The following is a 14,060-nucleotide window of genomic DNA, read 5'->3' on the forward strand; positions in this document are numbered from 1 at the left end:
TGATCAAGAGATCAATGAAGACCATGGATGGAAACCATGCTGCCGCTCATGCATCCTATGCATTCACAGATGTAGCAGCCATCTATCCTATCACACCTTCGTCTGTAATGGCTGAGGCCACAGATGAATGGGCAACTGCCGGCCGTAAGAATATTTTCGGACAGACAGTTCAGATCACAGAGATGCAGTCTGAGGCCGGAGCAGCAGGAGCTGTTCACGGATCACTTGCAGCAGGAGCACTTACAACCACATTTACAGCATCACAGGGACTTCTCCTTATGATCCCTAACCTGTACAAGATCGCAGGTGAAGGACTTCCGGGAGTATTCAATGTATCAGCTCGTTGCGTGGCTTCACACGCTCTGAATATCTTCGGTGATCATTCAGATGTTTATGCCTGCCGTCAGACAGGTGTCGCAATGCTTTGCGAGTCATCAGTCCAGGAGGTCATGGATCTCACGCCTGTTGCTCACCTTGCTGCACTTGAGGGACATGTACCATTCATCAACTTCTTCGATGGATTCCGTACATCTCATGAGATCCAGAAGATCGAGACATGGGATTACAAAGATCTCGCAGATATGCTTGATATGAAGCAGGTAGAGGCATTCAGAGAGAATGCTCTTAACCCTGAGCACCCAAGAGAAATGGGAAGCGCTCAGAACCCTGATCTTTTCTTCCAGACACGTGAGGCTTGCAACAGCGCTTATGACGCTCTTCCAGCTATCGTCACCAAGTACATGGACAAGATCAACGAGAAGATCGGAACAGACTACAAGCTCTTCAACTACTATGGAGATCCGGATGCAGAGAGCGTTATCATCGCTATGGGATCAGTCAACGAGACCATTGATGAGACAATCGATTATCTCCGCAAGGAAGGTGAGAAGGTCGGCGTAGTAAAGGTAAGGCTTTATCGTCCGTTCGTAAAGGAAGCTCTCCTTTCAGTAATCCCTAAGTCAGTCAAGAGGATCTCAGTTCTTGACAGGACAAAGGAGCCGGGTTCAATCGGTGAGCCTCTTTACCTTGATGTTGTAGCAGCCCTCAAGGGTTCAGAGTTCGAGAGCGTTCCAGTTTACACTGGTCGTTATGGACTTGGATCAAAGGATACTACACCAGGACAGATTATCGCTGTATTCAGAAATACAGAGAAGCCAAGATTTACTATCGGTATCACAGATGATGTAACAAACCTTTCACTTGAGGTCAAGGAGAACCCTGTTACTACACCAGAGGGAACCACGAACTGCAAGTTCTGGGGACTTGGAGCCGATGGTACAGTCGGAGCCAACAAGAACTCCATCAAGATCATCGGTGACAATACCGACATGTATGCACAGGCATACTTCGATTATGATTCAAAGAAGTCCGGTGGTGTTACTATTTCACACCTTCGTTTCGGACATCAGCCTATCAGATCCACATATCTGATCTCACAGGCTAACTTCGTAGCATGTCACTGCACAGCATACATCTACAAGTACAATATGGTTCAGGATCTTGTTCCTGGCGGTACTTTCCTGTTCAATACACAGTGGAGCGAGGATGAGCTCGATGAGAAGCTTCCTGGACAGGTAAAGAGATACATAGCAGAGAACAACATCAACTTCTACATCATCGACGGTGTCAAGATCGGTAAGGAGATCGGACTTGGAAAGCGTATCAATACTGTCCTTCAGTCAGCATTCTTCTCACTGACAAAGCTGATCCCTGAGGAGCAGGTAATAAAGCTCATGAAGGATGCAGCAAAGGCTTCATACGCTCGTAAGGGTGATGACATCGTAAAGATGAACTGGGATGCCATCGATGCAGGTGCCACCGCTTATCACAAGGTTAACGTACCTGAGAGCTGGAAGAACTGCAAGGATGATGACCTTTCAGTTGCTGTTAAGGGCGACAGAGCAGATGCTGTTGAATTCGTAAAGGAAATCCAGCAGAAGGTTAACGCTCAGCAGGGTAACACAATCCCTGTATCAGTAGTAAAGAAATATGCAGATGGTTCAACACCTTCAGGAACAGCTGCATTCGAGAAGCGTGGAGTTGCAACAGACGTACCTGTATGGGATGTCACAAAGTGTATCCAGTGTAACCAGTGTTCACTTGTATGCCCTCACGCAGCTATCCGTCCGGTAGCTATGACAGCCGATGAGGCTTCAAAGGCTCCGGAAGGAATGAAGATGAAGGATATGACAGGCATGGACGGATACAAGTTCGCTATCAATGTATCCGCATTCGACTGCACAGGCTGCGGCTCATGCTCAAATGTCTGCCCTGTCAGCGCTCTTACAATGTCTCCGTTCGAGGAGAACGAGGGAGAGCAGGCCTTCTTCGATTATGCGGTATCACTTCCTGAGAAGGAAGATATAGTTGATAAGTTCAAGGTTACATCTGTAAAGGGTTCACAGTTCAAGAAGCCTCTTCTTGAGTTCTCAGGCGCATGCGGCGGCTGCGGTGAGACACCTTATGCTAAGCTTATCACACAGCTCTTCGGTGACAGAATGTATGTAGCAAACGCAACAGGATGCTCATCTATCTGGGGTAACTCTTCACCATCTACTCCTTACACTGTAAATGACGAGGGTAAGGGTGTTGCATGGTCCAACTCACTGTTTGAGGATGCTGCAGAGTTCGGTTATGGTATGCTTCTTGCTCAGAGAGCTATCCGTGACAGATTAAAGAGACAGCTCGATGACATGAACGCCACAGGCTCTCTTGCAGACGCTATCAAGGAGTGGAACGATACATTCGCAAGCGGAATCCTTAATGGACCTGCTACCGATAAGCTCGTAGCTGAGCTTGAGAAGGATGGAAGCGAGGCTGCAAAGGCAGTTCTTGCTGAGAAGGATTTCCTTTCCAAGAAGTCACAGTGGGTATTCGGTGGTGACGGCTGGGCCTATGATATCGGATATGGCGGTCTCGATCATGTAATTGCTTCCGGCAAGGATATCAATATCATGGTTTACGACACCGAGGTTTATTCAAATACAGGTGGTCAGTCTTCTAAGTCTACACCTTGCGGTGCTACAGCTCAGTTCGCTGCAGGCGGAAAGGACACAAAGAAGAAGGATCTCGCAGGCATGGCTATGTCATATGGCTATGTATATGTAGCTCAGATCGCCATGGGCGCAAACATGGCTCAGGCAGTAAAGGCTATCGCTGAGGCTGAGGCTTATCCAGGCCCTTCACTGATCATCGCTTATGCTCCATGTATCAACCATGGTATCAAGAAGGGCATGAGCAAGGCTATGACAGAGGAGAAGCTTGCGGTTGAGGCAGGTTACTGGTTCAACTTCCGTTTCAACCCTGAGCTTGCCAAGGAAGGCAAGGATGCATTCTCACTCGATTCCAAGGCTCCTACAGGAGACTATCAGGAATTCCTTAAGGGCGAGAACAGATACGCAGCACTTGCTAAGTTCAATCCTAACAAGGCAGCTAAGCTCTTCGCTGAGTCTGAGGAAGAGTCGAAGGAACACTATAAGTACCTTACAAAGATGGTAGATCTTTACAAGGCAGAGTAATTTCTTCACAGAATATAAATAAGGGCGGTGCCGGAAACGGCACCGCTTTTTTATTGAAATTTCTATTGCAACCGATAAAATGAAATGGTACAATATATAGAGATTTTATAAAGAACCTGAACTAGAAGTGCGAAATGGTGATAACTGATACCGGGAAGAAGAGAGTCAGTTATCTGATATCAACCTGCTTGAGAGAGGATATAGCTGGAGAAGTTATGAGTTTTTTTAAAAAAGTAAACGATAATGAAGACAGATCAGTATCGGAGAGTTCCAAAAGCAATACAACATCATTTTCAGATGTCAATACAGAGATCTCAGATCTGGACAGCTTACTAGATAAAGTACTGGCGGAGAAAAAGGCTGACAGTCGCAGACTATCATCTGATGATGAGATAAAGAGTGTAAAGGCATCCGATCTGCTTAAGGGGCATTCTTCTTCAGAGCCTGAGGAAGAAGAGCGACAGATCATTCTGAATCAGGATGATGATTATCCTGATCAGGAGACTTGGAATACAGATGATAAGACTTCATCCGATCCTGCTGCAGATTATGAGACCTCGACGGAGCCTGATACAGACTATGAGACTTCATCGGAAGCTGCTTTAGACTATGAGCCTTCAACGGAAACTGGTACAGACTATAATTATGAGCCCAAGACGGATGACTCATTTGATGATTCCGATCTTATGGGGACTGATGATTCCGATCATAATGAAACCGAATCTATTCTTGAGCAGGATAGTGGATACAAGGATAATAGTGCAGCAGACCTTCTCGGAGAGAAAAAGGCAGACAGAGGCCATGCAGCAAGCATCCTTTCTTCAGAGACACCATATGAGGACTCAGTAGAGGATTCCGTTAACGAAGCTTTTGATGGGGAAGAGGAAGAAGCAGAGGATCAGGAGGACTTTACAGCGCCATTCTCATCCTATACGGAGCCTGATCAGGATACTGAGGAGAAGTTCGATTATCAGGGCTCTTCATCTGATAAGACAGAGGATGCACTGCTACAGCAGATCGATGCCTTCAGGGATAAGGCAGTAAGGCTTTCAGGTCTTATCGATGCCAATCAGAAGAAGGTCGTATCCTTAGAGACCGAGGTCAGAAAGAAGGAAAACCAGATCTCCGATAAGGAGAAAAGAATAGCCGCCCTTCAGGACGAGCTGGTAAAGAAGCAGCAGGAGGCTGACTCTCTCGTCACTACTGTGGAAAGCCAGGTTGACAGAATGCTTAGCTCAGTTAAGAAGGAGGTAGCAGGACTTGGCGGAGGACTTTCGAGTCAGATCAGCAGAGAAAATAAAGAGGAATCGGCAAAGATTGCCGGAGTGATGGATAAGGTTAATTCATCAGTTACAGAGATCAAGGATTATCTGGCAAAGGCATCAGAGGACAAGAGCCTTCAGGAGATGAAGGAGGAGCTCTCAGAGAAGATCCATTCCGAAAATGTCAAGGTCTACAGGAATATTTCAGATACAATGAAGGAGATGGACCACAGTGAGCAGCTTGATATTTCGATCGATGAGAAATACCATTCACTGAAGGGACGCTTCGGAGTGCTTCTTATCGTTGCGATCTTAAATCTCGGAATCTCGGCCGTTCTGATACTTATGAAGATAGGTATATTACCTGAAAATATTTTAAATATATTTGGAATCTGAATTGATGGAAAAGCTTAAGAGAAAGCGCCCGGTATGGGTTATAGGTCATAAGAATCCTGATACGGATTCGATCTGTGCAGCGATAGCCTACGCGAATCTGAAGAATCAGACGGAGGAGGGAGATTTCGTACCCAAAAAGGCGGGGCCGATAAACGAAGAGACAAGATATGTCCTGAACAAGTTCCATGTAAGCGAGCCTGATACAGTAAGGAGCGTAGGGACCCAGATAAAGGACATGGATTACAGAAGAACAGAAGGAGTAAATGAGCATCTGTCGCTTAAGAAGGCCTGGGCCCTTATGAGACAGCTCGATGTAGTCACTCTTCCTGTGGTAAGGCCTGACGGCAGGCTCCTTGGCGTTATCGTAAATGGCGATATCGCCTATTCTTATATGGACGTATATGATAACAGGGAGTTAGGACGTGCCAGGACCCAGTACAAGAATATAATAGAGACATTAAACGGCCGTCTGGTCTGCGGCAATCCACACGCCTATTTTAATCATGGCAAGGTCGTCGTAGCATCAGGAGATGTTGAGACTATAAGGACTGAGGTCGATGGAGATGACCTTGTCATTCTTGGAAATGTCCTTGACAGTCAGAAGGCAGTCCTTGAGGAGATACCTGGCTGCATGATAGTGACAGGTGTCAAGGAGGTAGATCCTCAGATAGTAAAGACAGCAGAGGCCATAGACTGCGTGCTGATAACGACGGAATATGACAGCTTCACCACGGCCAGACTTATAAACCAGAGCATTCCTATTCGTTATTTCATGACAAAGGAAAATCTGATAACCTTCGATGAGACTGATTATCTGGATGAGGTCACAAAGGTCATAGGTAAGGTCAGACATCGTGATTTCCCTATACTTGATGCGCATCAGAGATATATAGGTATGTTCTCCAGAAGGAATCTTTTGAATCCCGAGAAAAAGCGGGTAATCCTTGTCGATCACAACGAAAAGAGTCAGGCAGTGGATGGAATTGCCGAGGCAGATATACTGGAGATAGTCGATCATCATAAGATTGGATCACTTGAGACCATATCGCCTATCTTTTTCAGGAATATGCCGCTTGGATGCTGCTCTACTATAATCTATCAGATGTATCAGGAAAGAGGAGTAAAGGTCAATCCTCAGATGGCAGGCCTTATGCTGTCGGCTATACTTTCCGATACATTGATGTTTCGGTCTCCGACATGTACAGATACCGACAGGGCTGCAGCCGCTGAGCTTGCAAAAATAGCAGGAGTCGATATCAAGCAGCATGCCATGGCTATGTTCGAGGCCGGCAGCAATTTCGCCAGCAAGACTATATCTGAGATCTTCTATCAGGATTTCAAGACCTTTTCACAGGGAGATATAGACTTCGGAGTATCACAGATCTCTGCGGTTTCAGACAAGCAGCTTAATGATATCAGGAAAAATCTGCCTGACTATATGAAGCAGGTTCTTTCGGACCGTAATCTGAACCAGGTATATGTGATGCTTACAAATATCTTAGACCAGTCGTCCAGACTGATCTGTGCCGGGGAGGGTGCGGATGTTACAGTAAAGGATGCTTTTCCAGGCAGAGAGGCGCTTTCTGATACGGCCGGAAGCTATATTTTCCTTCCGGGAGTAGTATCGAGAAAGAAGCAGGTCATTCCGGCGCTTATTCAGGCTATGGAAGAGCAGTGATGCAGGAGCATGACGGAGGAGAAATGATCAGCTGGTATAAGGAGTATCATATAGACGATATATGCATACTTATCTGTGAAAAAAATGATCTTACCTCGCAGGAGGTAGAGGAGACAGAGCCGATGATGAAGCCATACAGAAATCGCAGTGAAAGCTGGGATTACCGGAGCGCCTCGGCTCTTGTATATGCGATCTTTAATATTTATCATATCCCGCTTGAGCTGTACAGGGAGACCGGTGAGGGGAGACCTTTTTTAGCTGGCGGAAGAGGGGATATTTCTATCAGTCATAGCGGCAATTTCACAGCTCTGGCTTTCACAAGTGATTCATCAAAAAGCATAGGAATAGATATCGAGGAGATAGAGCGGGCCTTTAAAAAGGATGTAAGCAGGCTTGCCGACAGGTTTTTTTCAGAGGAAGAATATCTGGCCGTAAGGAAAAGCCATGCACCTATCCTGAAATTTCTCGAGCTCTGGACCAGGAAAGAGGCGCTTATGAAGTCGCTTAGGATCCCCTTATCAAGGCTTCTTAAGGAAGAAAAGACGGTTCTGTCAGAATGGACGGCCGGGAGACTTGTGGTAAAAAAGCTTTTTGAACAGGACCAATTCAGTGATAAGGTGGTTGGGAGCCTGTGCTATTACGAAATGTAATCTTTGCCCCAGAAAAGCTGTGTATATGATTGGCTATGGTTTATTATCAGAAACGCTTTTCAGTGGCTTAACTGTTTATTACAGCACTCTGTGACCGCAAGCGGTCATAAGGCCATGACTTGATGAACCTGCTGTAATAAATATTAAAGTTGAATGAAATTCACCGTATACTTGAAAAAAACTCTTGACATGAGAAAAAAGAGTGATAGAATGTAGACATCGAAAGAAAGGAAACTCAGATGCAGAAGGTTTTATCAATTCTGGTTGAGAATACTCCCGGACTGTTAAGCCATGTTTCGGGACTGTTTTCAAGAAGAGGTTACAATATCGATTCCTTTTCCTCAGGAGTTACTGCTGATCCCAGATATACAAGGATCACTATCGTGACTCACGGAGATGATATGATATTGGAGCAGATTGAGAAGCAGGTAGCCAAGCTTTGTGATGTGGTGGATATCAAGACCTTAGAGCCTAAGGATTCAGTCACAAGAGAACTCATGCTGGTAAAGATATCAGCAAGGGATACTGACAGACAGTCAGTGCTTTCTATCTGTGAGATCTTCCACGGCAAGTGTGTCGATGTGACCAAGGATTCAATGGTTATCGAGGTCACAGGTAAGGCAGACAAGCTTGACAGCTTCCTCGATATGCTGGAGGATTATGAGATACTGGAGCTGGCCCGTACCGGACTCACGGGACTCACCCGTGGCACTAAGGACGTGGTCATGCTTGACGAGGATGGTAAGAGGCGCTCCTTGTAGCACCATTCCATATATTTTATCAATCACTTTTAAGGAGGACTTTTTTATGTCAGAAGCAAAGATCTTTTACCAGCAGGACTGTGATATGTCATATCTTCAGGGTAAGAAGATTGCTATCATCGGCTATGGCAGCCAGGGACATGCTCATGCGTTAAACCTGAAGGATTCAGGATGCGACGTAGTAGTTGGTCTCTATGAGGGTTCCAAGTCAAAGGCAAAGGCCGAGAAGCAGGGACTTAAGGTCCTTACTACTCCGGAAGCAGCAAAGTGGGCTGACATCATCATGATCCTGACACCGGATGAGAAGCAGGCTGACATGTATAAGCAGGATATCGAGCCGAACCTTGAAGCAGGAAATATGCTTATGTTCGCTCATGGATTCAACATCCATTACAGCTGTATCGTTCCACCTGCAGATGTAGATGTGGCAATGATAGCTCCAAAGGCACCAGGACATACAGTAAGGAGTGAGTATCAGGCTGGAAAGGGAACACCTTGCCTTATCGCAGTACAGCAGGATGCAACTGGAAAGGCCTGGGACATCGCAAGAGCTTACGGCGCAGGAATCGGTGGAGCTCGTGCAGGACTTCTTGAGACAACCTTCCGTACAGAGACAGAGACAGACCTCTTTGGTGAGCAGGCAGTTCTTTGTGGCGGCGTTTGCAAGCTGATGCAGACAGGATTCGAGGTTCTCTGCGAGGCAGGTTATGATCCTAGAAACGCATACTTCGAGTGTATCCACGAGATGAAGCTGATCGTAGATCTGATCTATCAGTCAGGATTCCAGGGCATGAGATACTCTATCTCAAATACAGCTGAGTATGGTGACTATGTATCAGGACCTCGTATCATCACAGAGGACGTTAAGAAGAACATGAAAGCAGTTCTTTCAGACATTCAGGACGGAACCTTCGCTAAGGACTTCCTTCTTGACATGAGCCCGGCAGGACGTCAGGTACACTTCAAGATGCTGCGTCAGAAGAACTCAGAGCATCCTTCAGAGAAGATCGGCGAGCAGATCAGAAAGCTTTACAGCTGGAACGACGGCGAGGACAAGCTGATCAACAACTAATACGGTTATTTAGGATCGTGATTTTTATTCGCTCCGCAGGGCAGCAATGCCTTGCGGGGTGATTTTTTTAGAGAGGAGAAGGCCAGATGGATAATTTCTCAAAAAAACTGATAATTTTCGTTTTAGTTACTGTGCTTGCTGCCGGACTTGTCATGCAAAGTGGCTGTGTGGCAGAGGCCGGTAGCCGCTATTATGGAGCCCTTAAGGTCAGTGGAAAGCATCTTTGCGATAAAAATGGCAAGACAGTCCAGCTTCGCGGTGTAAGCACTCACGGTATCAATTTCAACAGCGATGACGGACAAATCTCGTTTGGTGATTATGTGAATGATAAGGCATTTAAAACACTTAAGAAATCTTTTCATGCAAATGTGGTCCGTATAGCCATGTACAGTGATGAATGGGGCGGCTACTGCGATCGGAATGCCGACAGAAAGAAGCTTCTTGCTACGATAGACAGAGGAGTTAAGGCGGCAGCAGCCAATGATATGTATGTGATCATCGACTGGCATGTGCTTAATGTACATCCGAATCCGCTCGATCATAAAAAGGCAGCAAAAAGTTTTTTCAACAAGGTTTCAAAAAAATATAGTAAATATGCCAACGTGATCTATGAGATCTGTAACGAGCCGAACAGCGGGACATCCTGGAAGGACATAAAGAAGTACGCATCGCAAGTGATCCCAGTCATAAGGAAAAATGCGCCCAAGAGCGTTATCATAGTAGGTACTCCTACCTGGTCGCAGGATGTGGACATAGCCGCATCAGATCCGCTCAAATATAAAAATGTCCTATATGCCTTCCATTTCTATGCCAATACACACAGAGATGATATGAGAAAAAAGCTGTCTGACGCCTACGATAAGGGCCTTCCTGTTTTTGTATCAGAGTATGGGACCTGTGATGCCTCAGGAAACGGCGGCTTTAATAAGCAGGAGTCGGATAAATGGATAAAGCTTCTTGACAGGCTTCATATCAGCTATGTCAACTGGAGTCTCTGCAACAAGAATGAGACAGCCTCTATAATAAAGAGCTCCTGCAAAAAGACCTCTGGCTGGAAGACCTCTGACCTTACCCAGTCAGGAAAGTGGCTGAAAAAGACCTTGAACAGCAGATGAGCATAAGCTGGATTTTTTTATGATGAATTGTTATAATATGATCTGTTACGTTAAAACGATAAAAAGATAATATCTGTATCTTTTGGAAAGGAAAAGTATAATTATGGGAATGACTATGACACAGAAGATCCTCGCAAGGCATGCGGGGCTTGATTCTGTCAGTGCCGGAGAGCTGATCGAGGCAGATCTGGATCTCGTGCTCGGAAATGATATCACGTCTCCTGTGGCTATTCATCAGATGAAGAAGCTCAAGAATCAGGAGGTGTTCGACAAGGATAAGATAGCCCTTGTAATGGATCATTTCGTTCCCAATAAGGATATCAAGAGCGCAGAGCATGTAAAGGAGGTAAGGGAGTTTGCCTGTGAGAAGTGCATCTCCAATTACTATGATGTAGGAGAGATGGGAATAGAGCATGCCCTGCTGCCAGAGAAGGGACTTGTAGTAGCCGGGGATGCAGTGATAGGAGCAGACTCCCATACCTGTACCTACGGTGCTCTCGGAGCCTTCTCTACAGGAGTGGGCTCTACCGATATGGCAGCCGGAATGGCAACAGGCAAGGCCTGGTTCAAGGTACCATCAGCAATAAAGTTCATCCTGGTAGGAAAGCCGGCTCCATTCATCAGCGGAAAGGATGTGATCCTCCATATCATAGGGATGATAGGAGTAGACGGAGCCCTTTACCAGTCGATGGAGTTTACCGGAGATGGAGTCGCAGCTCTTTCAATGGATGACAGATTTACAATAGCCAATATGGCAATAGAGGCCGGCGGCAAAAACGGTATATTCCCTGTCGATGACAGGACACTTGAGTATATAAAGGAACATTCCGACAGGAAGCCAGTGATCTACGACGCAGATCCTGATGCAGAGTATACAAAAGAGTATACTATAGATCTGAGCAAGCTCCGTCCTACAGTTTCCTTCCCTCATCTGCCTGAGAATACAAGGACAGTGGATGAGGCCGGTGATGTGGAGATAGATCAGGTAGTGATCGGTTCATGTACAAATGGCCGCCTGTCTGACCTTCGGATAGCAGCAGAGATCTTAAAGGGCAGAAAGGTAAAGAAGGGACTTCGTGTGATAGTTATCCCTGCTACACAGAAGGTATATCTCGATGCAATGGAGGCAGGATATATAAGGACATTTATAGAGGCAGGAGCAGTCGTTTCAACACCTACCTGCGGTCCATGCCTCGGAGGCTATATGGGGATCTTAGCAAGCGGTGAGAGATGTGTCTCGACAACGAACAGGAACTTCATCGGAAGGATGGGAGCTACCGATTCGGAAATCTATCTCGCATCTCCGGCAGTTGCGGCAGCAAGCGCTATCACAGGACATATCACGGATCCGGCAACGATAGCATGATCAGGGTGATAAAGAAAGGAAACATATGAAATCAGCAAAAGGATCAGTTCATAAATTTGGAGACAATATAGATACCGATGTGATCATTCCTGCCAGATATCTGAACTCCTCAGACCCATCTGAGCTTGCAAAGCACTGCATGGAGGATATCGACAGGGACTTTGTGAACAAGGTAAAGCCAGGAGATATAATAGTAGCAGAAAAGAATTTCGGCTGCGGCTCCTCAAGAGAGCATGCTCCGATCGCAATAAAGGCAGCAGGAGTAAGCTGTGTAATAGCAGAGACATTCGCAAGGATATTTTACAGGAATTCTATAAATATAGGACTTCCCATCATAGAGAGCAAGGAAGCCTCAGAGAAGATAAAGGAGGGAGATATAGTATCAGTCGATTTCGACAGCGGTATCATCACAGATGAGACCACAGGAGAGCAGTTCAAGGGCCAGGCATTCCCTGAGTTCATGCAGAAGCTCATAGATGCCGGCGGACTTGTAAACTATATCAATTCATAAGCTCATCCATAATAGCTTCATAGGTCCTGTTGTAACGGACCTTGAAGTTCATGCATATATTCTCGGCCTGCTCCTTTGTCATCACATGCATGTTGATCTCGAAGAGAGTATGCCGGGATTTTTTGCAGCTTAAATGCACGATGAAGCCTCTGCCCCCTGAAAGGGCATCATAGCGGGCTCTTATCGTGCTCTTTTTTTCATTTAATTCATTATTTTTCTTGTAGAAATCCTTGTAGTCAGCCTCCATGCCGGGAGTGATCCTGTCATGGAGACCCTCGAGGGTCTTATGGCCCTTTTCAGTAAGGGTAAAGCTGTCATGGCCGCTGTCATGGACAAGGCCGGCCTTCCTTAGGGTCTCAAGAGCAAGAACGGCCTTGAAATAATCGCAGTAGTCATAGTTTGTCATAAAGGAGATGATCGTTATACCTCTGACGGGATCGGCAGACTTTGAGATAAGGCCCAGCTCAGCCATCTCATAGATCAGGTCGAGCTCAGCCATCAGTCCCTGTCTCCGGTGTAATTATCACGGACAGCAGCAGCGACAACGTCTGCAACGTCAGGGTCAAAGGCCTCAGGCATTATATTGTCGGCGCTTAGCTTGTCATCAGGAACAAGGGAGGCAATGGCCTTTGCGGCAGCAAGCTTCATTTCCTCTGTGATTGCTTTTGCTCCGCATTCGAGAGCGCCTTTGAAGATGCCAGGGAAGGCAACTACGTTATTTACCTGGTTAGGGAAATCGCTTCTGCCAGTCCCGACGACAGCAGCACCGCCCTGCTTTGCCAGGTCAGGCATGATCTCAGGCGTAGGATTAGCCATCGCAAATATGATCGAATCCTTATTCATGGTTTTTACCATATCGGTGGTCACGATTCCAGGGGCGGATACACCGATAAATACATCGGCGCCAACAAGGGCATCGGCAAGAGAACCCCTCTTTCCGGACAGGTTGGTGACTTCTGTCATCTTCTTCTGCATCCAGTTGAGGTCACTGCTGTCCTTTGAGAGGATGCCGGACTTGTCACACATGGTGATGTCCCTGAAGCCATAGGTGAGAAGGAGCCTTGTGATAGCAATTCCGGCTGAGCCGGCCCCGTTTACCACGATAGAGGTATTCTCCACCTTACGTCCGGTGACCTTTAGGGCATTTATTATAGCGGCAAGAAGGACTATGGCCGTACCATGCTGGTCATCATGGAAGACAGGTATGTCAAGCTCTGCCTTAAGACGCTCCTCTATCTCGAAGCAGCGCGGAGCAGAGATGTCCTCCAGGTTGATACCGCCGAAGGTAGGAGCGATCGCCTTTACAGCGGCTATTATTTCCTCGGTGTCCTGGGTGGAAAGCACAATAGGAAAAGCATTTACTCCACCGAAGGCCTTGAAGAGGACGCATTTGCCCTCCATTACAGGTAGAGCAGCCTCAGGACCTATGTTTCCAAGGCCAAGCACAGCGGATCCGTCGGATACGACAGCAATAGTGTTGCCTTTTATAGTATAGTCGTAGGCAGCCCTTTTATTTTTGGCGATGTAAAGACATGGAGCGGCAACTCCGGGGGTATAGGTGACAGACAGGTCATGTCTGTCGGTTACCTTCATCCTGGGCTCGGTCGTAATCTTTCCATTCCATTCTCTGTGAAGCTTCATGGCTTCCTCATTGATATCCATTCTTATCTCCTTTGCATATGAACAGTCAATAATTCCGCAGATAATAATAGCAGAAAAAAATAAGGCTTG

11 protein-coding genes are annotated in these 14,060 nt (G+C 46.4%); 9 read left to right on the forward strand and 2 right to left on the reverse strand.

The window, feature by feature from the left end:
- The first annotated feature begins 2 nt into the window (after positions 1-2).
- The 9 genes from nifJ to leuD all read left to right on the forward strand — a co-directional run bounded on the left by nifJ (position 3) and on the right by leuD (position 12,329).
- A complete protein-coding gene (gene nifJ / locus ACTNCK_RS05055; RefSeq protein WP_441081401.1) occupies positions 3-3,518 on the forward strand; it encodes a pyruvate:ferredoxin (flavodoxin) oxidoreductase in 3,516 nt (1,171 codons plus the stop codon).
- 215 nt (positions 3,519-3,733) lie between these two features.
- The gene (locus tag ACTNCK_RS05060) at positions 3,734-5,176 is read left to right on the forward strand and encodes a hypothetical protein (protein ID WP_441081346.1); all 1,443 of its coding nucleotides are present in this window, start codon (positions 3,734-3,736) and stop codon (positions 5,174-5,176) included.
- 4 nt (positions 5,177-5,180) lie between these two features.
- Positions 5,181-6,854: a putative manganese-dependent inorganic diphosphatase gene (locus ACTNCK_RS05065; protein ID WP_441081347.1), complete on the forward strand. Its 1,674-nt coding sequence runs from the start codon at positions 5,181-5,183 to the stop codon at positions 6,852-6,854.
- 23 nt (positions 6,855-6,877) lie between these two features.
- Positions 6,878-7,504: a 4'-phosphopantetheinyl transferase family protein gene (locus ACTNCK_RS05070; protein ID WP_441081348.1), complete on the forward strand. Its 627-nt coding sequence runs from the start codon at positions 6,878-6,880 to the stop codon at positions 7,502-7,504.
- 239 nt (positions 7,505-7,743) lie between these two features.
- Positions 7,744-8,265, forward strand: coding sequence for an acetolactate synthase small subunit (gene ilvN, locus ACTNCK_RS05075; RefSeq protein ID WP_441081349.1), 522 nt, complete (start codon positions 7,744-7,746; stop codon positions 8,263-8,265).
- Between the two features lie 46 nt (positions 8,266-8,311).
- On the forward strand, positions 8,312-9,337 hold the full coding sequence (ilvC, locus tag ACTNCK_RS05080) for a ketol-acid reductoisomerase (protein ID WP_441081350.1): 1,026 nt from the start codon (positions 8,312-8,314) through the stop codon (positions 9,335-9,337).
- An 86-nt stretch (positions 9,338-9,423) separates the two neighbouring features.
- Positions 9,424-10,452, forward strand: coding sequence for a glycoside hydrolase family 5 protein (locus ACTNCK_RS05085; RefSeq protein WP_441081351.1), 1,029 nt, complete (start codon positions 9,424-9,426; stop codon positions 10,450-10,452).
- A 103-nt stretch (positions 10,453-10,555) separates the two neighbouring features.
- Positions 10,556-11,818 carry a 3-isopropylmalate dehydratase large subunit gene (gene leuC / locus ACTNCK_RS05090; protein ID WP_441081352.1) on the forward strand — a complete coding sequence of 421 codons (1,263 nt, stop codon included), beginning with the start codon at positions 10,556-10,558 and terminating at the stop codon, positions 11,816-11,818.
- 25 nt (positions 11,819-11,843) lie between these two features.
- The gene (gene leuD, locus ACTNCK_RS05095) at positions 11,844-12,329 is read left to right on the forward strand and encodes a 3-isopropylmalate dehydratase small subunit (protein WP_441081353.1); all 486 of its coding nucleotides are present in this window, start codon (positions 11,844-11,846) and stop codon (positions 12,327-12,329) included.
- Here the strand turns inward: leuD and ACTNCK_RS05100 are convergent.
- Together ACTNCK_RS05100 and ACTNCK_RS05105 are read right to left on the reverse strand one after the other, a co-directional pair.
- A complete protein-coding gene (locus tag ACTNCK_RS05100) occupies positions 12,319-12,828 on the reverse strand; it encodes a DUF4364 family protein (RefSeq protein ID WP_441081355.1) in 510 nt (169 codons plus the stop codon). The genes leuD and ACTNCK_RS05100 overlap by 11 nt on opposite strands.
- Positions 12,828-13,991, reverse strand: a complete 1,164-nt coding sequence (locus tag ACTNCK_RS05105) for an NAD(P)-dependent malic enzyme (protein WP_441081357.1) — start codon at positions 13,989-13,991, stop codon at positions 12,828-12,830. Before ACTNCK_RS05105 ends, ACTNCK_RS05100 begins: the two co-directional genes overlap by 1 nt.
- Positions 13,992-14,060 lie beyond the last annotated feature (69 nt).

The organism is Candidatus Weimeria sp. HCP3S3_B5 (assembly GCF_052064335.1).
Lineage (GTDB): Bacteria > Bacillota > Clostridia > Lachnospirales > Lachnospiraceae > Weimeria.